Raw genomic sequence first — 21,590 nt, 5'->3', positions numbered from 1 at the left:
AGGGTCACTGATTGATAGGACAGCCCGGCAGCCGGGGCAAGGCGGTCAGCCCGCGCGGCGTCTTTGCGCCTGCGGTGCCAGCCGGGCCAGCAGGTCCAGCAGCTTGGGCTTGCTGATTGGCTTGCTCATGAAGTCGTCCATACCCGCAGCCAGGCAGGCCTTGCGGTCGGAGTCGAAGGCGTTGGCGGTCAGCGCCACAATCAACGGCTGCGGCCGGGCCAGCGCGCGGATAGCGCGGGTGGCTTCCAGCCCGTCCATTTCCGGCATCGACATATCCATCAGGATGACATCCGGCACGAATTCCTCAAACTTTGCCACCGCCTCGCGGCCATTTTCGGCGAAGGTCAGCTCTACCGGCAATGCGTTCAGGAATTTTTCCACCAGCAGCCGGTTCACGGCGTTGTCTTCGGCCACCAGCACACGCAGCCCGTCCAGCGCCGCTGGGGCGCTTGGCGCTGCAGGTTCCGTCTGCGCGGCGCTTTCTGCCTGCGCGTCCTGCAGGTGCAGCCGAACTGCAAAGCAGGAGCCTGTGCCCAATTCTGAGGACACCGCAATGCCGCCGCCCATCGCCTCTGCCAGGCGGCGGGAGATCGCCAGCCCGAGACCGGTGCCGCCAAAGCGGCGGCTGATGGCGGCGTCTGCCTGCGAGAACCGTTCGAAGACTTCACCCAGCTTGTCCTCGGCGATGCCGATACCGGTGTCTGTCACCGTGAAGGTCAGCTCATACCCGCCGGCTGCAGGCGTGCCGCCCAGCGCAACCGCCACCCGGCCCTGCTTGGTGAACTTGATGGCGTTGCCCGCGAGATTCATCAGGATCTGCCGGATTCGCCGGTCGTCGCCGTGCAGCTGTGCAGGCAGATCCTCCTGGATCTCCAGCGCCAGGTCCAGTCCCTTGGCGTCCGCCTGGGCCTGCAGCAGGCGGATGGAGGTTTCAAAACAGCTGCGGGGGTCGAAGTTCACCGGGCTGAGGGTGAGTTCCTCCGCGTCCATCTTGGAGAAGTCGAGCACATCGTTGATCAGAGCCAGCAGCATGTCGGCGGAACTGAGAATGGTATCGGCATAAAGCGCCTGTTCCTTGCTGAGGCCGCTGTCGCGCAGAAGCTGCGCCATGCCGATCACCCCGTTCATCGGGGTGCGGATTTCGTGGCTCATGGTGGCCAGGAAGTCCGATTTGGCGCGGGCGCCCTCCTCTGCCGCGATGCGGGCCTTTTCCAGCTGCCGGGCGTGTTCCTTGGCGGCGGTAATGTCGCGTTCGACGGCGATCAGGGTTTCCAGTTTGCCGTCGCTGTTCAGCATCGGCACCTGGCTGGTTTCGATCCAGACCTTGCGCCCGTCCTTGCGGCGGTTGCGGATTTCAACCCGGACCGGCTGGGCGTAGCGGATACTGTCCTGCAGCATCTTGATTGTCCCGGGATCGGTTTCACCGCTGTTCAGAAGATCGCCGGGCATTTGGCCCAGCGCCTCGTCAAAGGAATAGCCCGTGATGCGGGTGAAACTGTCATTGACCCAGGTGATCCGCCCCTCCCGGTCCATCAGCATCACGCTGTCATTGGCGTTTTCAGCGACCAGCGCCAGGCGCCGGGCCTCCATCCGCTGATCCTGCAAGCGGGCATTTGCCGCCTCCAGCTCCTGCTGCTGGGTGGCGGTGGCAAGATTGTACTGGCGGGTGTTTTCAAAGGTGCGGCGGCCGTAGGCGGCCAGCCAGAACATGAAACCGGTCAAGGTCACGATACCAACAGCATGCAACTGCCATTCGGTGGTAAAGCCGCCGCCCTCCACCAAATCGACACCGAGCATCGCAGCAGGCACCGCACAAAAGAAAACCATCCAGACGACTGAGGCCGGGCGGTGGTACGGCAGGGTGATTGCGGCGTTCATCGCAATGCCGGCAAGGAAGGCAATGGTGAACAGAATGTCGAGATGGTGATCGGTATCAACGCCGGCCTCTACCCAGGGCCAGTATGGCAGCGTGGCGCAGATGCTCATTCCCGCGCCATAAACCGCGGCGGACAGGGTCGTCAGCAGCCGCAGCCTGGCTTCAGGAATGTCTCTGGCCGCCAGGGCTGCAAGGCGCCACAGGCAGAAACTATCTGCGATGTCACCAATCAGGGCTGCTGTGAACGCCAGGGCGGCAATCCTCATGTCGGTCGCCAGGCCGAGCAGCACGCAAATTCCGAAAACAAAGACCTGGCGCGGCCAGAAAGTTTTATAGCGCCCCTTGGCATAGCGCATCATCAGCTCAAACGAGCTGTACTTCCTTTCATAGCTGGCCAATGGGCCGTCAGCCGGCCCTTTCCCTATGTTCATCAGTCAGCCTTGCTGTCCGGACTCCCTGCCAGTGTTATGTGTAACTGGTTAATATTTGGAAACTTCAACTCAGGATTGCAATTTCACCCCTGCCTGCTCCATTTGCGCCAAAGCCGCCTTGAGAGAGCCATCCAGATCAATGGCGCGGCAGGCAGACAGTTGCACGGTCACGCCGAACCCCAGCCGTGCCGCATCCAGTGCGGTGAAGGCAACGCAGAAATCGGTGGCAAGCCCGGCCAGTGTCAGATCCGTGATACCGCGGCTGCGCAGGTATCCCTCCAGCCCGGTGGGCGTGGTCTGGTCGTTCTCGAAGAAACCGGAATAGCTGTCGATCACGGGCCTGAATCCCTTGCGGATAATCAGATCGCCATCGGTGCGCAGATCCTTATGAAAGGCCGCCCCCTCAGTGCCTTGCACGCAGTGATCCGGCCACAGAACCTGGGGGCCATAGGGCATCTCTGTGGTGTCAAACAGCGCTTTTCCCGGGTGCGAGGAGGCAAAAGAGGAATGCCCCGCCGGGTGCCAGTCCTGCGTGAGTATGACCGCATCGAAGCGGTCCATCATCGCATTGATCGGGGCCACGACCTCATCCCCGCCGGGCACCGCCAGCGCGCCGCCGGGGCAGAAATCGTTTTGCACATCGACAACGATCAGGGCCTGGGTCATCGGCATCTCCTATGCTGGGCACACAATATCTAGCGGTGTGTGCGGGTCATGGGAACTGTTGCTGCACGATGGCGCAGACGCAAGACAAAAACATGCATCCAAAGCCCTTGTTTTATTGGTGTAGCGGGGCGGGTTCTTTGACTTGAAAACCCGCGCGCTTGGTTCTAAGGGCGGGGCATGTACACGATTGCTGCCCTCTATCACTTCACCCGTTTCCCCGATCCTGCCGCGATCCGGCCGGCGCTGCTGGACCTGTGCCAGGCGCAGGACGTCAAAGGCTCATTGCTGCTGGCGCAGGAGGGGATCAATGGCACCATTGCAGGCCCGCGGGCCGGCATCGACGCGGTGCTGGCGCATATCAAGTTGCTGCCGGGCTGTGCGGGGCTGGAATGGAAAGAGGCCACCGCTGCTGTGCCGCCCTTTGGCAAGATGAAGGTGCGGCTGAAGAAAGAGATCGTCACGATGGGCCAGCCGGACGTCGATCCGCTGGCATCCGTCGGGCATTACGTTGAGCCGGAAGAGTGGAACGACCTGATCCGGCAGGACGATGTGGTGCTGATCGACACCCGCAACGATTACGAAGTGGCCATTGGCACCTTCGAGGGGGCGATCGACCCCAAGACCGAGAGCTTCCGCGATTTCCCAGCCTGGTGGGAGGAGAACAAGGACCGCTTCCACAACAAGCGGGTTGCGATGTTCTGCACCGGCGGCATCCGCTGCGAGAAGTCGACCAACTACCTGCTCGGCCAGGGGGTGGAGGATGTCTATCACCTGAAAGGCGGTATCCTGCGCTATCTGGAGGAAATGCCGGCGGACAACAGCACCTGGGAAGGTGAATGCTTTGTCTTCGACAACCGGGTGTCGGTCGGCCACGGGCTGGTCGAAGGCCCGCATGAGCTGTGCCACGGCTGCCGCCGCCCGATCCTGCCCGAGGACAAGGCGCGGCCCGAGTTCGAACAGGGTGTCAGCTGCCACCTGTGCATTGATCAGACCTCGGAAGAAGACAAAGTGCGGTTCCGCGAGCGGCAGAAGCAGATGCAGCTGGCCCGCGCGCGCGGCGAGGAGCACCTGGGCAGCATTCCGCTGTAGGTCCGCACAAGCCATTCAGCCGAACCAGATCGCAATCGATCCGGGAAAATTCGGCATATCAGGCACTAAAAAAGGCCGCTGCCCATCGGGACAGCGGCCTTTTCGTGTTTTGCGGCGCTGGCAGCGTCAGTCGCTGCTCAGGCCCAGGTAGCTGCGGGTGCTGGCCAGCAGGCCCTCGCCGTGCGCCGGGGCCAGCAGGCCTGCGTGGTCCTCGCCTTCGGCTGCGGCCATGTCGGGCAACTGGTGGGCGATACCCTTGTGGCAGTTGATGCAGGTCTTCTCGCCGGTGAACAGGAAACGCTCATGCGCGTCCGCTGCCCGCTTGGACTGACGGGTGATGTCCATCGACTCGTCCGAGTGGCAGTTGCGGCATTCCAAGCTGTCGTTTGCCTCAAGCCGCGCCCATTCGTGCTGCGCCAGTTCCAGCCGGTGCTCCAGGAATTTCTCCCGCGTGTTGATGGTGCCGAAGATCTTGCCCCAGACCTCCTTGGAGGCCTGCATCTTGCGGGCGATCTTGTTGGTCCAGTTGTGCGGCACGTGGCAGTCCGGGCAGGACGCGCGCACGCCGGAGCGGTTGGAATAGTGGATCGTCGGCTTCAGCTCCTCGAACACGTTGTCGCGCATTTCGTGGCAGCTGGTGCAGAAGGCCTCTGTGTTGGTGACTTCAAGCGCGGTGTTGAACCCGCCCCAGAAGATGATCCCCATTACAAAGCCGCCCATGGTCAGGAAGCCGAGCGAAAAGTAGGCACTGGGCCGCCTGATGATCCACCAGAGCCGTTTCAGGAAAGCAATCATCAGTCCGCCCCGCCCTGCTGTGCCTTCACGTAGTCGATCACCTTGTCGACATCGACGAACTCATTCTCGACCAGCGGCCGGGCGTTGGTCTGCACCACGTGGCACTGGTTGCAGAAATAGCGGCGCGGGCTGACCGCGCCGAGGGTCTGGCCCTCGCGGTTCATGAAGTGGGTGACCGAGATCATCGGCGCCTGGCTGACCTCCACGGCGGTGCGGCTGTGGCAGGTCAGGCATTTGTTGGAGTTCAGATCGACCTGGTAGTTGTCGGTCTTGTGCGGGATCAGCGGCGGCTGATCCGGGTAGTTGCGCACCTGGCGGATGTCGGTGTTGACGATGCCGGGGATCTGGGTAGCTTCGCCCTCTTGGTCCAGCGGCGCGGTGTTGCGCAGCGTGGCGACCTGGTTCTGAGCGAAGGCTGCGGTGGCCAGAAAAACCGGAACAGCCAGGATGGCGAGACGGAGATGTTTCATGACGGGCCTCACACTGCTTCGATACGGATTGCGCATTTCTTGAAATCCGTCTGTTTCGAGATCGGATCGGTGGCGTCCAGCGTGACCTTGTTGATCAGCCGGCGGGCATCGAACCACGGCACAAAGACCAGACCCTTGGGCGGCTTGTTGCGGCCGCGGGTCTCAACCCTTGTGCGGATTTCACCGCGGCGCGAGATGATCCGCACCTCGGTGCCGCGCCGGAAGCCCTGCGCCTTGGCATCGTCCGGGTGCATGTAGCACAGCGCATCCGGGACGGCCTGGTACAGCTCCGGCACCCGCTGGGTCATGGAGCCAGAGTGCCAATGCTCCAGCACCCGGCCAGTGGCCAGCCACATCGGGTATTCGTCATCCGGGCTTTCCGCCGGCGGCTCGTAGGGCAGCGCAAAGATCACCGCCTTGCCGTCGGGCTTGCCGTAGAAATCATAGTCCGATCCGGGTTTTGCGTAGGGGTCGGAGCCTTCCTTGAAGCGCCAGCGGGTTTCCTTGCCGTCCACCACGGGCCAGCGCAGGCCGCGCACCTCGTGGTAGGTGTCGAACGGGGCCAGGTCATGCGCCTTGCCGCGGCCGAACTCTGCGTATTCCTCGAACAGACCCTTCTGGATGTAGAAGCCGAAGTCCTCAGATTCGTGGTTGCCGTATTCCTTGGCCTTCTCGGACAGCTCGAACTGGTCGACCTTGCCATTGGCAAACAGCACCTCGAACAGGGTCTTGCCCTTGTATTCGGGGTTGGCGTCGAGAATTTCCGCCGGCCAGACCTCATCGGTGGTGAAGCGTTTGGAGAATTCCGCCAGTTGCCACAGGTCGGACTTGGATTCACCCGGCGCGTTGACCAGCTGGTACCAGAACTGGGTGCGGCGCTCGGCGTTGCCGTAGGCGCCTTCCTTCTCCACCCACATGGCGGCGGGCAGGATCAGGTCTGCAGCTTCAGCCGTCACCGTCGGATAGGCATCCGAGACCACGATGAAGTTGTCGGGGTTGCGGTAGCCCGGCAGCCCTTCCTCCATCATGTTGGGAGCGGCCTGCATGTTGTTGTTCACCTGAACCCAGTAGCAGTTGATCTTGCCGTCCTTCAGGTCGCGGTTCTGTTTCACCGCGTGGGAGCCAACCCAGCCCGGAACGGTGCCTTCGGGCAGTTTCCAGATCTTTTCGGCATAGGCGCGGTGTTCCGGGTTCTTGACCACCATGTCCGCGGGCAGGCGGTGGGCAAAGGTGCCGACCTCGCGCGCGGTGCCGCAAGCCGACGGCTGGCCGGTCAGCGAGAACGGCGAGTTGCCGGGAGTGGAGATCTTACCAGTCAGCAGGTGGATGTTGTAGATCATGTTGTTGACCCAGACACCGCGGGTGTGCTGGTTCACGCCCATGGTCCAGAGCGACATCACCTTGGTATCCGGATCGGCATAGAGCTTGGCGATCTTCTCCAGGGTTTCTGCCGGAACACCAGACATTTCCGACGCTTTTTCAAGCGTGTACTCGGAGACGAACTCGGCAAATTCCTCAAACGTCATATCCGAGGCGCCGCCGGCCTTGTCCGCGTTCTCGGCCATCTGCTCCAGCGGGTGCTCCGGGCGCAGGCCATAGCCGATGTCCTGGTTGCCGCGCTTGAAGTTGACGTGCTTGGCGACGAAGTCCTCGTTCACCGCGCCGTTCTGGATGATGTAGTTGGCGATGTAGTTCAGCATCACCAGGTCGGTGTGCGGGGTGAACACCGCCGGGATATCCGCCAGGTCGAAGCTGCGGTGGGTGAAGGTCGACAGCACCGCCACCTTGACGTGCGGATGGCTGAAGCGGCGGTCGGTGATGCGGGTCCACAGGATTGGGTGCATCTCCGCCATGTTCGAGCCCCACAGCACGAATGCGTCGGCGTTCTCGAAATCGTCATAGCAGCCCATCGGCTCGTCGATGCCGAAGGTGCGCATGAAGCCGCCCACGGCCGAGGCCATACAGTGGCGCGCGTTCGGGTCGATGTTGTTGGAGCGGAAGCCCGCCTTCATCAGCTTGGAGGCGGCATAGCCCTCCCAGACGGTCCACTGGCCGGAACCGAACATGCCGATGCCCTCCGGGCCTTTCTCGGCCAGGGTCTTCTTCCACTTCTCAGCCATGATGTCGAAGGCTTCATCCCAGGAAACCGGGGTGAATTCGCCGTTCTTGTCATATTCGCCGTTGGTTTTGCGCAAAAGCGGCGTGGTCAGGCGGTCGGCGCCATACATGATCTTCGAGAGGAAGTAGCCCTTGACGCAGTTCAGGCCGCGGTTGACCTCTGCCTGGGTGTCGCCGTGGGTGGCGACCACGCGGCCGGCCTTGGTGGCCACCATGATCGAGCAGCCGGTGCCGCAGAAGCGGCAGGCCGCCTTCGACCATTTCAGCTCAGTCACGTTTGCGTCGGTAACAAGGTTCTGCGCTGCCGCGGGAACCGGCAGGCCGGCAGCAAGCGCCGCTGCGGCGGCGGCCTGCGCCTTGATGGCGTCACGGCGGGTAAGTCCGGTCATTGGGGGACTCCTTCTTCAATGGCGAGGTCCTGCGCATCGCAGGTTTGATGGAAGACAAGCGCCGCGCTGGCGACGCCGTCGAGAAGCTGAATTTTGGCGAGTGCATCGCCGATGGCCCGGTCGCTGTCGGCCTCGAACAGGACCACAATCTTGCCCGAGGGATCGGTTTGCGAAATTTCGGCGCGGGGCATGGATTTGATGTCGGCCAGAACGGCCTCCATCCGCGCCGGGTCGCTGCGCACCAGCAGGCTGGAGATATGGATTTCTTCTGTCACGCGGACTTCCTTTGCTGGCGGGGATCGGTGATCGCGATGGCGCTGTTCGGGCAAGTGGACAGGCAGGCGCCGCAACCGGTGCAGGCGCCGGCGTCCACCTGAATGGCGCCGACCGGGCGGACCGACAGGTCCATCCGCAAGGCGCGCGGGTCGCAGATATCGGTGCACAGCTGGCAGGCGATGCCGGCGGCGTTCAGACAGCTGCCGGTGATCTCTACCGTGACCGGCCAGGCCGCCGGCTGCTCCAGATCGAACACAGGTTCGGGGCAGGCTTCGGCGCAAGCCGCGCAGAAGGTGCATTCGCCGCCGCGGAAATTGATCCGCGGGCGGTTGCGGCTGTCGAACTCGATAATGTTCTCCGGGCAGCTTTCCACGCAGGCATTGCAGCTGGTGCAATGGGCCTGCACCCGGGCCTCATCCGTCCAGGGCGGGCGGAATTCCGGGTCCGGGCGGGCCACTCTTCCGGTCAGGAAGGCGCGGCGCGAGGGGGCGGTGCTGGCATGTGCTGGCATTGGCCTGGGCCCTTAACCTGTGGGTGGTCCCAGGAAGATCTGCGAGATCCAGATCATCAGGCCGTATCCGCCGACGATTCCCACTGCCAGAACCGGCGCCAGGACCACGGCAAGGAACAGAAAGGTGTTCCTCTCTTCGGCTTTGGTTGGCTGTTCGGACATATGAGTCCTCCTTGGCTGTTGTTTTCACACAATCGGACTGCGGCATGACCGCAGCCTGCTGTGCAAGCGGTGGCGGGCTGATCCGGATGTGACTGACGGCTGTCTAACAGTGATGTCAGATCCACCTTTTCAGCCGGCCGGCTTCAGCTCTGCCAGCGCCACCATGCAAATGTGCTGTTGCGGCCACCTTGATCTGAATCATTTCGCAGGCTGCTGATTTGAAAAAGATAAATATTCAAAAAGGTGAAACTGAATTGCGGCGGTGTGGACAGGCCGGGGCTGACCGGCCTGTACTCGATTCGGCGGCCATTGCAGCATATGCCGGCATGGCACCGCACAAAAACCGGTGCTGCCGCGATGGATACGCCCTTGCTGTCGGATGATTTGCGGCGCCAGTAACGGTCAGCGCGCACCTGTGCCGCGCCGCCGGGTCCGCGCCATCGATTCGTCAGGCGCGTATGCGGGTCTGTTTTTGCAAATGCCGCCTGAAGAACCCTCCGCGCCCTCGAAATGGCAGAAATCAGCCCATGAACACAGGACCGTGCACTGCACCCAATGATGCGAAATTTCTTAGCAATTTCAGTGATTAATGGTGCTGCTGGAGAGAATTGAACTCTCGACCTCTCCCTTACCAAGGGAGTGCTCTACCTCTGAGCTACAGCAGCGCCGGTGAGGGGGCTTTTAGGCATAAACGCGGGGGGGTGCAAGACCATTCTGGACGGTTTTTTCGCACTAAGTTACAGAAGTCTTATGGCAGAGAAGAAATCACCTAAAAACGACGGTTCCGCAGCATCGCGCGAAGACCGGCTGAAGGCGGCGCTGAAGGCTAACATGGCCCGGCGCAAGGCACAGGCCAAGGCGCGGGCAGACAAGCAGGACCAGGACACGGGCAAGAGCGGAGAATAACGTCAGATGGATTCGATTCTGGTAACGGGCAACGGCCCGCTGAACGGGCAGATCCCGATTGCCGGCGCCAAGAACGCCTGCCTCACCCTGATGCCGGCCACGCTGCTGAGCGAGGAGCCGCTGACGCTGACCAACGCGCCACGGCTCAGCGACATCAAAACCATGACGCTGCTGCTGCAATCGCTGGGCGCCGAAGTGTCGAGCCTGCAGGATGGCCAGGTGCTGGCAATGTCGAGCCACGACCTGACCAGCCATGTCGCCGACTATGACATCGTCCGCAAGATGCGCGCGTCTAACCTGGTGCTGGGTCCGATGCTGGCCCGGCTGGGCCAGGCTGTTGTGTCACTGCCCGGCGGCTGCGCCATCGGTGCACGCCCGATGGATCTGCACATTCACGGGCTGGAAGCGCTGGGTGCCGAAATTGAGCTGAAGGACGGCTATCTGCACGCCAAGGCACCCAAGGGCTTGAAAGGCGCGGTGGTGGAGCTGAGCTTTGCCTCCGTCGGAGCGACCGAGAACATCATGATGGCGGCGACACTTGCCAAGGGCACCACCGTCATCAAAAACGCCGCGCGCGAGCCGGAAATCGTCGATCTGGCCGATTGCCTGCGCAAGATGGGTGCGCAGATTGAGGGCGACGGCTCCCCCGACATCACCATCCAGGGCGTCGACCGGCTGCATGGCGCCACCCACCAGGTGGTGACCGACCGGATCGAACTGGGTACCTATATGCTGGCCCCCGCGATCTGCGGCGGCGAGGTGGAGCTGCTGGGCGGCCGCCGCAGCCTGCTGGACAGCTTCTGCACCAAGCTGGAAGCAGCCGGCATCGAGATCACCGAAGGCAAGAACAGCCTAACCGTCAGCCGCAAGAACGACCGGGTGCGCGCTGTGGATGTGGTGACCGAACCCTTCCCTGGCTTCCCCACCGACCTGCAGGCGCAGATGATGGCGCTGATGTGCACCGCCGAAGGCACCGCGGTTCTGGAGGAGAAGATTTTTGAAAACCGATTCATGCACGCGCCAGAACTGGTGCGCATGGGCGCCCAGATCGAAGTCCACGGCGGCCATGCCACGGTGACCGGTGTCGAGAAACTGAAGGGCGCACCGGTGATGGCCACCGATCTGCGCGCCTCTGTTTCGCTGATCCTGGCCGGCATGGCGGCAGAAGGCGAAACCAAGGTCAGCCGGGTCTACCACCTGGACCGCGGCTATGAGCATGTGGTGCGCAAGCTGTCCGGTGTCGGTGCAAAAATCGAGCGGATCAAGGAGCAGTCATGACAGATGCCAGCTTCGAGGATGGCCGCGAGGCGCCGCTGAATCTGGGCGCGCTGGAGGAGGAGGACCTTAAAGTCCTGTCCTCGCTGCTGCAGGACGCGGTGTTTCCGGTGACTGAAATGAGCTGGCGCGCGGCAGAGCGCCGCTTTGCCCTGCTGGTCAACCGGTTTCGCTGGGAAGACCGCGACGCGGCAGAGCGCCGGGGCCGGACTTATGAACGGGTGCAGTCGCTGCTGGTCGTGGACAATGTGCTGGGGGTGTCCTCACAAGGGGTCGACCGCAAGGACAAGGACCTGATCCTGTCGCTGCTCTCTGTCACCTTTGAGCCGGGCGAAGACGGCGCGGGCCATGTGCTGCTGACCCTTGCAGGCGATGGTGCGGTGCGTCTGTCGGTGGAGGCGCTGGAGGTCTCCCTGCGCGATGTCACACGGCCCTACCAGGCCCCTTCCGGCCAGGCGCCGGACCACGGCGCCTGAACCGTGCAGAACAAGCGCGGCATTTCCCAGGCCTTCGCCGCCCCGGCGGCACCGCTGGAGATCCGCCGCGCGACGGTTTTTGACGTCTTTGCCATGAGCCGGGTTCTTATCGCCTCGATCCGCGATATGTGCCAGGCCGACCACTGCGGTGATGCCACCCGGATCGCGGAGTGGACTGCAAACAAGACGCCGGAGGAGATCCGCGGCTGGGTTGGCGGACCGGGGCGTTACTGGCTGGCCGAACATGGCGGAGAGGCCGCCGCCGTAGGCGGGCTCTCTCCGGGCGGTGCCATCTCCCTGCTGTATGTTGCCCCAGCCGCGGCCGGCAGGGGCACTGGCGCCGCGATGCTGGCTCATTTGGAAACAGAACTGCTGCGGGATGGCCATACCGAGGGCCGCCTTGATGCCACCCGGACAGCGCTGGACTTCTACCGCAAACACGGCTGGGAGACCTCGGAGGAGACCGGCGGATGCTGCGGTACCCCCTGCATTCCGATGCGCAAAGCCCTGGACTAAGGTCTCAGCGCCTTTGGCTGGGAATACCCAGTCCTTTTGCCTTGCGTCCAATTGCACCGGCTTCACGCATAAATCTTGAGGCTCTGCCCCCATGCCGCTATGCGGGGGCCAAAGGAGATCCCGATGCCGCAGTTTCTGAACACCGCCGATGCCGGTTTTGAACAGTCCTTCACCGCGCTTTTGGGTGCCAAACGCGAGGACAGCCCGGATGTGGATGCCATCGTGGCCGGGATCATTGCAGATGTACGTGCCCGCGGCGATGCGGCGCTGGTGGAGCTGACGGCGAAATTCGACCGGCTGGAACTGGACGCATCGCAACTGCGTTTCACCGAAGCCGAGGTGGATGCAGCGATCGCTGATGTTCCGGCAGAGGAGCGCAGCGCGCTGGAGCTGGCGGCAGAGCGCATCCGTGCCTATCACGCGCGCCAGATGCCGGAAAATGCACAGTGGACGGACGAGAGCGGCGCAACGCTGGGCTGGCGCTGGTCGGCGGTCTCCGCCGCCGGGCTTTATGTGCCGGGCGGGCTGGCCTCCTACCCCTCCTCGGTTCTGATGAACGCGATCCCGGCCAAGGTTGCAGGTGTGGACCGGCTGGCCATCACGGTGCCGACCCCGGACGGGCAAGTGAACCCGCTGGTACTGCTGGCGGCGCGGCTGGCGGGTGTGGATGAGATCTACCGCGTCGGCGGCGCGCAGGCGGTGGCGGCGCTGGCCTATGGCACCGAGAGCATCGCGCCGGTGGACAAGATCACCGGCCCCGGCAACGCCTTTGTCGCCGCGGCCAAGCGGCGGGTGTTCGGCAAGGTCGGCATCGACATGATTGCAGGCCCATCGGAGATCCTGGTGATTGCGGACAAGGACAACAACCCGGACTGGATCGCCCTGGACCTGATGAGCCAGGCCGAACACGACGAAAGCGCCCAGTCGATCCTGATCACCGATGACGAAGGCTTTGGCCGTGCGGTAGCTGAGGCCGTGGACAAGCGCCTGGAAACGCTGGAGCGCCGCGCCATTGCCGGCGCCTCCTGGCGCGATTTCGGCGCGGTGATCACGGTGAGGGACCTGGATGAGGCGGCAGCGCTGTCGAACCGCATTGCGCCGGAGCACCTGGAGCTGTGTGTCGCCGATCCGGTAGCCTTGAGCGAAAAAACAGTGCACGCCGGCGCCATCTTTCTCGGCCAGTACACCCCCGAAGCAATTGGCGATTATGTTGGCGGACCGAACCACGTGCTGCCGACAGCACGCTCTGCCCGGTTCTCTTCCGGCCTGTCAGTGATGGATTTCCTCAAGCGCACGACGCTGAGCCAGATGACCCCGGAATCGCTGCGCGCCATCGGCCCTGCAGCCGAGGTGCTGGCGAAAAGCGAAAGCCTGGAAGCGCACGGGCTGTCAGTAACTGCACGTCTGGCTGCGCTGAACGGGTAACGCAGAAAGGGGCGCTGCCCCTCTGCGCGTGCCGCGCATTCACTCCGGGATATTTCCGACCAGAAAGAAGCGGCTGGCAGATCAATAATGCGCAGTGTATCCGCCGTCCACGGCCAGTACCTGCCCGGTGATGTAAGACGCGGCGGGCGAGGCCAGAAACAGGATGGCAGGCGCCAGTTCCTCCGGCTCACCCCAGCGGCCCAGCGCAGTGGCGTTTTTCAGCTTCTCTGCAATCGCAGGGTCTGCAGCAGCAGCCATATTGGGTGCGGTCTTGAAGAATCCCGGGGCAATTGCGTTCACGGTAATTCCCTGAGCACCAAGCTCTGCCGCCAGCGCCTTGGTCATGCCGTTGATGCCGGCCTTGGCGGTGGTATAGGCGGCATCGCCGGATTGCGCGATGAGGCCGGCAATCGACGAGATGTTGATGATGCGGCCCCAGCCCTTGGGCGCCATCTGCGCCGCCGCCATCTGGGACAGGCGGAAGGGCGAGACCAGGTCGACCTCCCACAGCGATTGCAGATCGGCACGGGTGAATTCGGGCAGGCTGCGCCGGTCGCGCTGGCCGACGTTGTTGACCAGGATGTCCAGCCCGCCCTCCTGTGCGATCTCGGCCATCGCCTTGGTCGCGGCGCTTTCGTCGGCGATATCCAGCACCAGCGGGCGGGCGGTGCCGGGCAGCCGGGCGCGCGCGGCATCCACCCGCGCCCTGCTGCGGCCATTGATCCAGACCTCGGCTCCGGCCTCTGCCAGAAGGCGGGCCGCGGCGAAGCCGAAACCATCGGTAGAGCCGGTCACCAGCGCACGGCGACCGTGAAGGGAAAACTGTTCAAGGGCTGTCATAGTGTTGTCTCCTGCTGGCGGCAGGCTGGTTGCGGAGGCGTTGCCTGTCAAGCACTGCCGCAAACGGGCAGGCGTTTGACGCCCGCTGCTGCATTGCCCCGGGCAAAGCGGTGCGATACTCATGGCCGGACGCCCCTGCGCATATCAGAGACAAAGACCCATGAGCCGCATCAGCCATATCGAACTGGACGACCGCAACCTGCCGCCCCCGACGCCCGAGATCGAGCAGGAGCGCAAGGTGGCGATCTATGACCTGATCGAGGACAACAGCTTTGCCCTGCCGCAGCGGGAAGACCGCGATATTCCGGCCGGCCCCTACCACTTGGGGCTGGCGATCCGCGACAAGCGGCTGGTCTTTGACATCAACACCGAAGCCGGGGAGAAGGCTGCAGAGTTTCACCTGTCGCTGTCGCCCTTCCGGCAGGTGGTCAAGGACTACTACCAGATCTGCGAGAGCTATTTCACCGCGGTGAAGACAATGCCGCCAAGCCAGATCGAAACCATCGACATGGCGCGGCGCGGCATCCACAACGAAGGCAGCCGGGTTTTGCAGGAGAGGCTGGAGGGCAAGGCCGAGGTCGACACCGACACCGCCCGCCGCCTGTTCACCCTGATCTGCGTCCTGCACTTCGGAGGCTGACGCGTGGAGGAGCTGCCGCAGTCCGTTCTGTTCTGTTGCGACCACAATTCGGTCCGCTCTCCGATGGCGGAGGGCATCATGAAGAAATTCTATGGCACCGGCACCTATGTGCAGTCGGCCGGCGTCAAGAACGACATGGAGATCGACGGCTTCTCCATCGCGGTCTGCCAGGAGATCGACGTGGAACTGTCGCGCCACCGGTCGCGCTCCTTTGACGAGATGGAGCGCTGGGGCGATGACTTGTCGTCCTTTGACCTGGTGGTGGCGCTGTCGCCCGCCAGCCAGCGCCGGGCGCTGGAGCTCACCCGTTTTTTTCACCTCGATGTCGAATATTGGCCGATAATGGACCCTACCGGGCTCGGCGAGACGCGCCAGGCCAAGTTAGATATCTACCGTCAAACACGGGATCAAATCATCCAGCACCTGAAGAACCGCTGGGGTGAACCGACGGAGAGAACATGACCGACACCATCGCGCGCTATTTCGCAGCCTTCAACGCCGGCGACACGGACACCATGCTGGACTGCCTGGATGAGCAGATTGCCCATCATGTGAACGAGGGCAAAATCCGGGTGGGCAAGGAGAAGTTCGCGGAGTTCTGCGCCCATATGGACCGCTGCTACAAGGAAGAGCTGACCGATATGGTGATCTTTTCCGCAGAGGGCGGCAGCCGCGCCGCAGCGGAGTTCATCGTCAACGGCACCTATCTGGCAACCGACGAGGGCCTGCCGGAGGCCAAGGGCCAGACCTACCGCCTGCCTGCGGGCTCGTTCTTTGAGCTGAAGGACGGCAAGATTTCCCGCGTCACCACCTATTACAACCTGGCGGACTGGATAGCCCAGGTCTCAGCCGGATGACCATCCGGGTTGAAGCCATGACCGGCGCGGCGCTGGAGGCCGCGCTGGACGATGTGGCGCACCTGCGGATCACGGTGTTCCGCGCCTGGCCGTATCTATACGACGGGGATCTGGCCTATGAGCGGGAGTATCTGCAAAGCTACCGCGACAGCGCCCGCGCCGTGGTGGTCGGGGCCTTTGACGGGGATACCCTGGTGGGGGCCTCCACTGGCGCACCGCTGGCGGATCATGCAGATGATTTTGCGGCCGCGTTTGAAGGCGCCGGAATTGACCTGAACGACGTCTTCTACTGCGCCGAATCCGTGCTGCTGCCGGAATACCGCGGGCATGGCGTCGGTCATGGGTTCTTTGACGCGCGCGAGGCACATGCCCGGAAGCACGGGTTCAAGAAAACCGCCTTTTGCGGCGTGCAGCGTCCGGCGGATCATCCGTTGCGGCCTTCGGATTACGCGCCGCTGGATCCCTTCTGGCGCAAGCGCGGGTATGCGCCTCTGGAGGGTGCCATTGCGTATTTTTCCTGGAAGGATGTGGATCAAACCGGGGAAACCAGCAAGCCGCTGCAGTTCTGGATCCGGGATCTGTAACGGAGACAGGCGCCCCGACGGGCGCCTGACTGATTTGGCTCAGACGCCTTCTGGCCGCGCCGCCTGCACTTCTTCCAGCGCGATCTTCTGCTGGGTGGCATAAAGCTTCACGGAATCGCGGGCATCATCAAATGTGCGCTTGGCTGCTGTCACCGCCCTGCCGGCCGCAACATATTCCTTCTTGCTGTAATCTTCCTGTTTGAACTGCTTGTAGTTCTCAGCCAGTTCCTTGAACAGTTTGGGCAAAGCGCCTTTCACGTTCTTGGCGTGGGCATCGATCTTGTAGGCCTTGGTCAGGTCGCGAATGCCCTTGTCGGCCTGGGCTTCGATCTTGGAGCGATCCGCGCCCTCCTTGTGATAGGCGGACTTCCAAGCCTTCTTGATTGCTTCCAGCTTGTTCAGCGCAGCATTCACATCCTTGGAAATGTCCAGGCAGGCGGCTTCGATCTTCTTGCCACGCACCTCGGCTGCCTTGATCTCCTTGATGATCAGCTTGCGGGTTTCTTCGTGCTCTTTCTTGAGCTTGGCCAGATGCTTGTCGGTTTCCTCGTTGGCCTTCTCGGCCTTCAGCTGCTGCGCCATTTGCTTCTGCTTGATCTTGTCCGCATTGCGGGCAAGATCCGCCGCCGCGTCTTCGCGTTTTTCGATCTGCTTGGCATAGGCCAGGCACAGTTCCCGGCTGTGGGACTGCAGCTTGCCGCACTTGCCGCGCGCCTTGAGCATCGCGTTGGCCAGCATGCTGAAGGCCTGAACGATCTCGGCCATGTTATCCAGATCCGCCTTGGCCGGGTCGCCTGAGGCTGGCACTCCCAGTTTTTCCAGCAGGTCCATGTATTTACCGACGCCGCTGCCCTTGCAGGCGCCGGCACGGTATTCGCGCCAGAATTTGGTGCGGAAACCTTTTTTCGGGATGTCGGCAATAACGCCTTTCAGGTTCTTGTCATCAAGCTTTGTCGCCAAGGGAGTGGTCCTTCTTTCAATAAATCAAATGATCCGCTGCACGAGAGAATGGCCAAAATGCCGGGCAGCACCAAGATGGAACGCAGCACGCGGCTGTTTCCGTTGCAAAAATGTGCATTCTGTTTGAGTTTTTCCGGCGTGCCCGGCATCAGATGAAACCAGGGTGCCGCATAGCCTTGCGCAGGGCCGCAATGCCGGGCAATCCTTCGGAAGGACCGCACCGGGATGCGGCCACTGACTGCCGGAGAGACCGAATGAAAATCGCCACCGCCGCCTATCCGCTCGACTGGCTCGAAAGCTGGGCCCAGTACGAAGACAAGCTGGCCGCCTGGGTGGCAGAAGCCGCCGGCAATGGCGCGCAGCTGCTGGTGTTTCCCGAATACGGCGCGATGGAGCTGTCCACGCTGGATGGCGCTGCGGTTGCAGGTGATCTGGAGCAGTCGATTCATTCCGTATCGGAGAAAATGGAAGATGCGGCAGCGCTGCACCTGAAACTGGCTGCGGAACATGGCGTGCATATCCTCGGCGCCTCTGCCCCGGTGAACAGCGGGCTGGACCGGCCGGTGAACCGTGCGGAGCTTTACACGCCCACTGGCAAGCGGGATCATCAGGACAAGCAGATCATGACCCGGTTCGAGCGCGAGGAATGGGGCATCACGGGCGGCGGGCCGCTCAAGATCTTTGACACGTCCCTGGGGAGAATCGGCGTGCTGATCTGTTATGACAGCGAGTTCCCATTGCTGGGCCGCGCGCTGGCGGAGACAGATGTGATTCTGGTCCCATCCTGCACCGAGGCGCTGGCCGGCTATTGGCGGGTGCGCATCGGCGCGATGTCGCGGGCGCTGGAAAACCAGTGCGTGACCGCCATGGCCTCTATTACCGGGGCCAATGAATGGTCGGAAGCGGTGGACATGAACACCGGCACAGGCGGCATTTTCGGCCCGCCGGACAAGGGCTTCCCCGGCACCGGTGTTCTGGCCGAAGGCACCCTGAACCAGCCGGGCTGGACCTATGGAGAAGCGGACCTGGAGGCAATCGCCCATGTAAGGGCAGATGGCGGAGTGCTGAACCGGCTGCACTGGGAGGAGCAAATGCCGCGGGTGAAATCGGTCACAAAGGCCGCACTTTGCTGATTGAGCCCTTGAAATATTGGAAAAATGACCCCATTTAAGCGCACGTCCCGCAGTTTGCGGGTTAACCCAATGATGGAGACAACATGGCCAAGGAAGATACGCTCGAATTTCCCGGTGTCGTGAAGGAACTCCTGCCTAACGCGACGTTTCGGGTCGAGCTTGAGAACGGCCATGAAATCATCGCACATACGGCAGGCAAGATGCGCAAGAACCGCATCCGTGTTCTGGCTGGCGACAAGGTCCAGGTGGAAATGACCCCCTATGACCTGACCAAGGGCCGGATCAACTACCGCTTCAAGTAAGCGTTTGATCTGGAAGAAATATCAAGGCCCGGCATTCTGCCGGGCTTTTGTTTTTGGCGGCCTGACGGCCGCAGCTTCCGGCAGGGATATTTCGGGCAAGAGGAAAAGACCCGGCCCGCTTTCCTGACGGCGGATTTCGCCTTATGACAGGCGCAAAGAGATAAGAGGGCCACGGCATGGCATTTATCCTGGGATCGGGCAGCCCGCGGCGGCTGCAATTGCTGGCGCAACTGGGTGTGCATCCGGACGAGGTGTGCCCGCCGGAAATCGATGAGACCCCCCGAAAAGGCGAACTGCCGCGCGCCTATTGCGCGCGCGTCACGCGGGAAAAGACCGCAACTGTTCCAGCCGGCCCTGATGACGTCGTTCTCTGCGCAGACACCACCGTGGCGCTTGGCCGCCGCATCCTGGGCAAGCCGCGCGATGCAGGCGAAGCCGCAGAATTCCTGCTGGCACTTTCCGGCCGCCGCCACCGCGTGATTACCGCCGTTGCGGTGCGCCGCGGGGACCGGGTATGGGAGAAAGACGTGGTCAGCCAGGTGAAGATGAAAAACCTCTCTGACGAGGAACTGAACGCCTATCTCGCCACCGGCGATTGGGAGGGCAAGGCCGGCGCCTATGCCATCCAGGGACCTGCAGGAGCTTTCATTCCGTGGATCAGCGGATCCTTTACCGGCATCGTCGGTCTGCCGCTCTCTGAAACCGCAAACCTGCTGCGCGCCGCCGGGCTGCCGCTCTATCAGGAGGCCGCCGCATGAAGGGCCGCACCATCATTCTCGACCACATCCAGGACCGCGAAGCCGCAGCCCTTATGGTGGACGGCAAGCTGGAAGACATCCTGGTCGAAAGCGACGCCCCTGCCCCCGGCACCATCTACCGCGCCCGCGCAGACCGGCCGGTCAAGGGCCAGGGCGGCATGTTCCTGACCACGCCGGACGGCCCAGCCTTCCTGCGCCAGGTCAAGGGGCTGGCACCGGGCCAGATGATCCTGGTGCAGGTCTCCGGCTATGCCGAGCCGGGCAAAGCCATTCCGGTGACCCAGAAGCTGCTGTTCAAGAGCCGCTTCGCCATTGTCACGCCGGAGGCGCCGGGGCTGAACATCTCGCGCAGCATCCGCGACGAGGATGAACGCGACCGGCTGCTGGAGATTGCCCATGAGGAAATGGACGCCTCTGGTTACGGCTTGATCCTGCGCTCTGCCTGCGCCGGGGCAGACAGTGAAGAGATCGCCGAAGACGTTGCCGCCATGGCGGCCATGGCGGCGCAAGTGATGCAGGATGAAGGGACCGAGCCTGAGGTTCTGGCCCAAGGCGACACTCCGCACCTGCTGGCCTGGCGGGACTGGGTAGAACCTGCGGATATTGAGCGCGAGCCGGGCGGGTTTGAGCGCCTCGGCGTGCTGGACGCACTGGACACGGCTCAAGGCATCCGCGAGCCGCTGCCAGGGGGTGCTTTCCTGTTCATCGAGCCGACCCGCGCCCTGGTCGCGGTGGATGTGAACACCGGTTCGGACACCTCTCTTGCGGCAGGCATCAAGGCCAATATGGCGGCCGCCAAGGCCCTGCCCCGCGCCCTGCGGGTGCGCGGCCTGGGTGGACAGATCGTGCTGGACCTGGCCCCGATGCCGAAAAAGGACCGCCGCGGGTTTGAAACCGCGCTGCGGGCCGCTTTCCGGGCGGCTTCCGAGGAAACCGTACTGGCAGGCTGGACCAACCTCGGCCACTACGAATTGCAGCGCAAGCGCGGCCGAATTGCCCTGAGCGAGGTGCTGAAATGAGCTGTCCGGTCTGCGGCGGGGAATCGCAAAAGAGCTACCGCCCATTCTGCTCCAAGCGCTGTGCCGATATCGACCTCGGAAAATGGCTGACCGGCGCCTACTCAGTGCCCAGCCAGGACCCGGAAGACATTGAAAACGCTTTGGAAGAAGCGGAACGCGCGCAAGCATCCAAAGAAAAACCGCAGCAGACGCGCCATTAGCGATTTTCTTTGAAAAACCCTCTGGACACCGCCGCGCCCACGGCATAGAAGGCCCCCACCCAAGGCGAACAGCCTTCCCGTGCCCGGGTAGCTCAGGGGTAGAGCAGTGGATTGAAAATCCTCGTGTCGGTGGTTCGATTCCGCCCCCGGGCACCACTAAACCACTGAAATAGTTGATTTATTTGATCCGTTGAGATCGTCAGATTTCACCCGTAAAAGTTACACACAGTTATACACTCCTCTGACGGGCTCGATTTGTCCCAAGACTCCAAAAACCGAATACTCAAGATCAAGCATCTCCGGAAAGGGCTGGCCATCGTGCTGACAGCCCGAAGCCCGTACTGGCTTATTCGCTTCAGAGACCCCCTTGCAGGGAAATACGTCCACCGGTCGTCCAAAGAGACATCGCGTCTCGAAGCGATTGAAGTGGCCTATGAGTTTGCCGACTCATACCGCAGCAAGGCTAACAGCGACCATGCTCAGAAGAAAGCCACCAGCTTCGAGCACTATGCCAAGAAGCTGATGGGCATTCAGAAGGGCAAGTCCAAGTGGTCGGACGGCGACAACAAGCTGATGAACCGCTCCAAGGACGGGCTGATCTGCTATTTCGGTAAGTTTGACGTCACGAAAATCACCACCGGCAAGGTTCGGGATTACCTGATTCATCTGGACGAGAACCGGCCAAAGCGGCTGGCAGAATCGACCAAGGCCAAACACACAATCATCATCCGCAAAGTTCTGACTCTGGCGGTGGAAGACGGCATTCTGAACGTGCTGCCGGTGATGCCGAAGCAGAAGACCGTGGACACGCCACGACACACCTTCACGGACGACGAATACAAACGGTTCATGAAAGCCGCTGGTGAGTGTGCCAAGCGCGGTGATATGGTCCGTGGCTGTCCGTCGTCAGAGATTT

At 62.5% G+C, this 21,590-nt stretch carries 27 protein-coding genes and 2 tRNA genes; 17 read left to right on the top strand and 12 right to left on the bottom strand.

Annotated elements, in window-relative coordinates:
• Nucleotides 1–45 precede the first annotated feature (45 nt).
• Nucleotides 46–2,307, bottom strand: a complete 2,262-nt coding sequence (locus RA24_RS08490; protein ID WP_039190976.1) for an ATP-binding protein — start codon at nucleotides 2,305–2,307, stop codon at nucleotides 46–48.
• A gap of 69 nt (nucleotides 2,308–2,376) precedes the next feature.
• Entirely contained in the window at nucleotides 2,377–2,973 is a 597-nt protein-coding gene (gene pncA, locus RA24_RS08485; RefSeq protein ID WP_039190974.1) for a bifunctional nicotinamidase/pyrazinamidase, read from the bottom strand.
• Between the two features lie 177 nt (nucleotides 2,974–3,150).
• On the opposite strand from pncA, the gene trhO reads away from it, so the two are divergent.
• Nucleotides 3,151–4,062: an oxygen-dependent tRNA uridine(34) hydroxylase TrhO gene (gene trhO, locus RA24_RS08480; RefSeq protein ID WP_039190972.1), complete on the top strand. Its 912-nt coding sequence runs from the start codon at nucleotides 3,151–3,153 to the stop codon at nucleotides 4,060–4,062.
• 126 nt (nucleotides 4,063–4,188) lie between these two features.
• Here trhO and RA24_RS08475 read toward each other — a convergent pair whose 3' ends face one another.
• From RA24_RS08475 to RA24_RS08445, 8 genes are all read right to left on the bottom strand, one after another.
• Nucleotides 4,189–4,857 carry a cytochrome c3 family protein gene (locus RA24_RS08475; RefSeq protein WP_019295054.1) on the bottom strand — a complete coding sequence of 223 codons (669 nt, stop codon included), beginning with the start codon at nucleotides 4,855–4,857 and terminating at the stop codon, nucleotides 4,189–4,191.
• Nucleotides 4,857–5,327 (bottom strand): nitrate reductase cytochrome c-type subunit, encoded by a 471-nt coding sequence (locus tag RA24_RS08470; protein ID WP_019295055.1) that lies wholly within the window; start codon nucleotides 5,325–5,327, stop codon nucleotides 4,857–4,859. The genes RA24_RS08475 and RA24_RS08470 overlap by 1 nt, the downstream gene beginning before the upstream one ends.
• Nucleotides 5,328–5,335: 8 nt before the next feature.
• A complete protein-coding gene (gene napA, locus RA24_RS08465) occupies nucleotides 5,336–7,834 on the bottom strand; it encodes a nitrate reductase catalytic subunit NapA (protein ID WP_039146835.1) in 2,499 nt (832 codons plus the stop codon).
• On the bottom strand, nucleotides 7,831–8,109 hold the full coding sequence (locus tag RA24_RS08460) for a chaperone NapD (RefSeq protein ID WP_019295057.1): 279 nt from the start codon (nucleotides 8,107–8,109) through the stop codon (nucleotides 7,831–7,833). Before RA24_RS08460 ends, napA begins: the two co-directional genes overlap by 4 nt.
• Nucleotides 8,106–8,621 (bottom strand): ferredoxin-type protein NapF, encoded by a 516-nt coding sequence (gene napF / locus RA24_RS08455; RefSeq protein ID WP_039146831.1) that lies wholly within the window; start codon nucleotides 8,619–8,621, stop codon nucleotides 8,106–8,108. The genes RA24_RS08460 and napF overlap by 4 nt, the downstream gene beginning before the upstream one ends.
• Nucleotides 8,622–8,633: 12 nt before the next feature.
• The gene (gene napE / locus RA24_RS08450) at nucleotides 8,634–8,783 is read right to left on the bottom strand and encodes a periplasmic nitrate reductase, NapE protein (RefSeq protein WP_019295059.1); all 150 of its coding nucleotides are present in this window, start codon (nucleotides 8,781–8,783) and stop codon (nucleotides 8,634–8,636) included.
• Nucleotides 8,784–8,926: 143 nt separating this feature from the next.
• The gene (locus tag RA24_RS22225) at nucleotides 8,927–9,196 is read right to left on the bottom strand and encodes a hypothetical protein (RefSeq protein ID WP_152612822.1); all 270 of its coding nucleotides are present in this window, start codon (nucleotides 9,194–9,196) and stop codon (nucleotides 8,927–8,929) included.
• A 177-nt stretch (nucleotides 9,197–9,373) separates the two neighbouring features.
• Nucleotides 9,374–9,448: transfer RNA gene (locus tag RA24_RS08445), tRNA-Thr, on the bottom strand.
• Nucleotides 9,449–9,533: 85 nt separating this feature from the next.
• Between RA24_RS08445 and RA24_RS22480 the strand changes: the two genes are divergently transcribed.
• From RA24_RS22480 to hisD, 5 genes are all read left to right on the top strand, one after another.
• On the top strand, nucleotides 9,534–9,689 hold the full coding sequence (locus RA24_RS22480) for a hypothetical protein (protein WP_019295060.1): 156 nt from the start codon (nucleotides 9,534–9,536) through the stop codon (nucleotides 9,687–9,689).
• Nucleotides 9,690–9,695: 6 nt separating this feature from the next.
• Nucleotides 9,696–10,967: a UDP-N-acetylglucosamine 1-carboxyvinyltransferase gene (gene murA / locus RA24_RS08440; protein WP_019295061.1), complete on the top strand. Its 1,272-nt coding sequence runs from the start codon at nucleotides 9,696–9,698 to the stop codon at nucleotides 10,965–10,967.
• Nucleotides 10,964–11,440 carry a DUF2948 family protein gene (locus tag RA24_RS08435; RefSeq protein WP_019295062.1) on the top strand — a complete coding sequence of 159 codons (477 nt, stop codon included), beginning with the start codon at nucleotides 10,964–10,966 and terminating at the stop codon, nucleotides 11,438–11,440. The genes murA and RA24_RS08435 overlap by 4 nt, the downstream gene beginning before the upstream one ends.
• Before the next feature lie 3 nt (nucleotides 11,441–11,443).
• Nucleotides 11,444–11,956, top strand: coding sequence for a GNAT family N-acetyltransferase (locus RA24_RS08430; protein ID WP_019295063.1), 513 nt, complete (start codon nucleotides 11,444–11,446; stop codon nucleotides 11,954–11,956).
• Between the two features lie 123 nt (nucleotides 11,957–12,079).
• Nucleotides 12,080–13,381, top strand: coding sequence for a histidinol dehydrogenase (hisD, locus tag RA24_RS08425; protein WP_039147045.1), 1,302 nt, complete (start codon nucleotides 12,080–12,082; stop codon nucleotides 13,379–13,381).
• An 81-nt stretch (nucleotides 13,382–13,462) separates the two neighbouring features.
• Here hisD and RA24_RS08420 read toward each other — a convergent pair whose 3' ends face one another.
• On the bottom strand, nucleotides 13,463–14,221 hold the full coding sequence (locus RA24_RS08420) for an SDR family oxidoreductase (RefSeq protein ID WP_039190971.1): 759 nt from the start codon (nucleotides 14,219–14,221) through the stop codon (nucleotides 13,463–13,465).
• A gap of 160 nt (nucleotides 14,222–14,381) precedes the next feature.
• On the opposite strand from RA24_RS08420, the gene RA24_RS08415 reads away from it, so the two are divergent.
• From RA24_RS08415 to RA24_RS08400, 4 genes are read left to right on the top strand one after another with little or no spacing between them, the layout of a single operon-like run.
• Entirely contained in the window at nucleotides 14,382–14,861 is a 480-nt protein-coding gene (locus RA24_RS08415; protein WP_019295066.1) for a UPF0262 family protein, read from the top strand.
• Nucleotides 14,862–14,864: 3 nt separating this feature from the next.
• Entirely contained in the window at nucleotides 14,865–15,323 is a 459-nt protein-coding gene (locus RA24_RS08410) for an arsenate-mycothiol transferase ArsC (RefSeq protein WP_019295067.1), read from the top strand.
• Nucleotides 15,320–15,718: a ketosteroid isomerase-related protein gene (locus RA24_RS08405; protein ID WP_039173191.1), complete on the top strand. Its 399-nt coding sequence runs from the start codon at nucleotides 15,320–15,322 to the stop codon at nucleotides 15,716–15,718. Before RA24_RS08410 ends, RA24_RS08405 begins: the two co-directional genes overlap by 4 nt.
• Entirely contained in the window at nucleotides 15,715–16,302 is a 588-nt protein-coding gene (locus tag RA24_RS08400) for a GNAT family N-acetyltransferase (RefSeq protein ID WP_039146819.1), read from the top strand. The genes RA24_RS08405 and RA24_RS08400 overlap by 4 nt, the downstream gene beginning before the upstream one ends.
• Nucleotides 16,303–16,341: 39 nt before the next feature.
• On the opposite strand, the gene RA24_RS08395 is transcribed toward RA24_RS08400, so the two are convergent.
• Nucleotides 16,342–17,262: a hypothetical protein gene (locus RA24_RS08395; protein ID WP_039190969.1), complete on the bottom strand. Its 921-nt coding sequence runs from the start codon at nucleotides 17,260–17,262 to the stop codon at nucleotides 16,342–16,344.
• Between the two features lie 254 nt (nucleotides 17,263–17,516).
• Here RA24_RS08395 and RA24_RS08390 point away from each other — a divergent pair, with 254 nt between their 5' ends.
• The 7 genes from RA24_RS08390 to RA24_RS08360 all read left to right on the top strand — a co-directional run.
• The gene (locus RA24_RS08390; RefSeq protein WP_039173198.1) at nucleotides 17,517–18,395 is read left to right on the top strand and encodes a carbon-nitrogen hydrolase family protein; all 879 of its coding nucleotides are present in this window, start codon (nucleotides 17,517–17,519) and stop codon (nucleotides 18,393–18,395) included.
• Nucleotides 18,396–18,478: 83 nt separating this feature from the next.
• The gene (infA, locus tag RA24_RS08385; RefSeq protein ID WP_005978431.1) at nucleotides 18,479–18,697 is read left to right on the top strand and encodes a translation initiation factor IF-1; all 219 of its coding nucleotides are present in this window, start codon (nucleotides 18,479–18,481) and stop codon (nucleotides 18,695–18,697) included.
• Between the two features lie 176 nt (nucleotides 18,698–18,873).
• Nucleotides 18,874–19,455 carry a Maf family protein gene (locus tag RA24_RS08380; protein ID WP_039190967.1) on the top strand — a complete coding sequence of 194 codons (582 nt, stop codon included), beginning with the start codon at nucleotides 18,874–18,876 and terminating at the stop codon, nucleotides 19,453–19,455.
• The gene (locus tag RA24_RS08375; protein WP_039190965.1) at nucleotides 19,452–20,474 is read left to right on the top strand and encodes a ribonuclease E/G; all 1,023 of its coding nucleotides are present in this window, start codon (nucleotides 19,452–19,454) and stop codon (nucleotides 20,472–20,474) included. Before RA24_RS08380 ends, RA24_RS08375 begins: the two co-directional genes overlap by 4 nt.
• Nucleotides 20,471–20,674 (top strand): DNA gyrase inhibitor YacG, encoded by a 204-nt coding sequence (locus RA24_RS08370; RefSeq protein ID WP_019295074.1) that lies wholly within the window; start codon nucleotides 20,471–20,473, stop codon nucleotides 20,672–20,674. Before RA24_RS08375 ends, RA24_RS08370 begins: the two co-directional genes overlap by 4 nt.
• A gap of 81 nt (nucleotides 20,675–20,755) precedes the next feature.
• A tRNA-Phe gene (locus RA24_RS08365) sits at nucleotides 20,756–20,830 on the top strand.
• A gap of 162 nt (nucleotides 20,831–20,992) precedes the next feature.
• Nucleotides 20,993–21,590 (top strand): phage integrase SAM-like domain-containing protein (locus tag RA24_RS08360; RefSeq protein ID WP_241480920.1); only part of this gene is annotated, 598 nt, incomplete at its 3' end.

Origin of the sequence: Leisingera sp. ANG-M6, assembly GCF_000813905.1 — a bacterium.
GTDB lineage: Bacteria > Pseudomonadota > Alphaproteobacteria > Rhodobacterales > Rhodobacteraceae > Leisingera.
The sequence above is the reverse complement of the archived record's forward strand: the minus strand, read 5'-3'. Positions and strand labels throughout refer to the sequence as shown.

Excerpts from the sequence above, each read along its gene's own strand:
- trhO (WP_039190972.1), top strand. The coding sequence starts at position 3,151 with ATGTACACGATTGCTGCCCTCTATCACTTCACCCGTTTCCCCGATCCT.
- RA24_RS08415 (WP_019295066.1), top strand. The coding sequence starts at position 14,382 with ATGAGCCGCATCAGCCATATCGAACTGGACGACCGCAACCTGCCGCCC.
- infA (WP_005978431.1), top strand. The coding sequence starts at position 18,479 with ATGGCCAAGGAAGATACGCTCGAATTTCCCGGTGTCGTGAAGGAACTC.
- pncA (WP_039190974.1), bottom strand. The coding sequence starts at position 2,973 with ATGACCCAGGCCCTGATCGTTGTCGATGTGCAAAACGATTTCTGCCCC.
- napA (WP_039146835.1), bottom strand. The coding sequence starts at position 7,834 with ATGACCGGACTTACCCGCCGTGACGCCATCAAGGCGCAGGCCGCCGCC.
- RA24_RS08400 (WP_039146819.1), top strand. The coding sequence starts at position 15,715 with ATGACCATCCGGGTTGAAGCCATGACCGGCGCGGCGCTGGAGGCCGCG.
- RA24_RS08370 (WP_019295074.1), top strand. The coding sequence starts at position 20,471 with ATGAGCTGTCCGGTCTGCGGCGGGGAATCGCAAAAGAGCTACCGCCCA.
- RA24_RS22480 (WP_019295060.1), top strand. The coding sequence starts at position 9,534 with ATGGCAGAGAAGAAATCACCTAAAAACGACGGTTCCGCAGCATCGCGC.
- RA24_RS08405 (WP_039173191.1), top strand. The coding sequence starts at position 15,320 with ATGACCGACACCATCGCGCGCTATTTCGCAGCCTTCAACGCCGGCGAC.
- murA (WP_019295061.1), top strand. The coding sequence starts at position 9,696 with ATGGATTCGATTCTGGTAACGGGCAACGGCCCGCTGAACGGGCAGATC.
- RA24_RS08475 (WP_019295054.1), bottom strand. The coding sequence starts at position 4,857 with ATGATTGCTTTCCTGAAACGGCTCTGGTGGATCATCAGGCGGCCCAGT.
- RA24_RS08420 (WP_039190971.1), bottom strand. The coding sequence starts at position 14,221 with ATGACAGCCCTTGAACAGTTTTCCCTTCACGGTCGCCGTGCGCTGGTG.
- RA24_RS08490 (WP_039190976.1), bottom strand. The coding sequence starts at position 2,307 with ATGAACATAGGGAAAGGGCCGGCTGACGGCCCATTGGCCAGCTATGAA.
- hisD (WP_039147045.1), top strand. The coding sequence starts at position 12,080 with ATGCCGCAGTTTCTGAACACCGCCGATGCCGGTTTTGAACAGTCCTTC.
- RA24_RS08380 (WP_039190967.1), top strand. The coding sequence starts at position 18,874 with ATGGCATTTATCCTGGGATCGGGCAGCCCGCGGCGGCTGCAATTGCTG.
- RA24_RS08375 (WP_039190965.1), top strand. The coding sequence starts at position 19,452 with ATGAAGGGCCGCACCATCATTCTCGACCACATCCAGGACCGCGAAGCC.
- RA24_RS08390 (WP_039173198.1), top strand. The coding sequence starts at position 17,517 with ATGAAAATCGCCACCGCCGCCTATCCGCTCGACTGGCTCGAAAGCTGG.
- RA24_RS08435 (WP_019295062.1), top strand. The coding sequence starts at position 10,964 with ATGACAGATGCCAGCTTCGAGGATGGCCGCGAGGCGCCGCTGAATCTG.
- napF (WP_039146831.1), bottom strand. The coding sequence starts at position 8,621 with ATGCCAGCACATGCCAGCACCGCCCCCTCGCGCCGCGCCTTCCTGACC.
- RA24_RS08470 (WP_019295055.1), bottom strand. The coding sequence starts at position 5,327 with ATGAAACATCTCCGTCTCGCCATCCTGGCTGTTCCGGTTTTTCTGGCC.
- napE (WP_019295059.1), bottom strand. The coding sequence starts at position 8,783 with ATGTCCGAACAGCCAACCAAAGCCGAAGAGAGGAACACCTTTCTGTTC.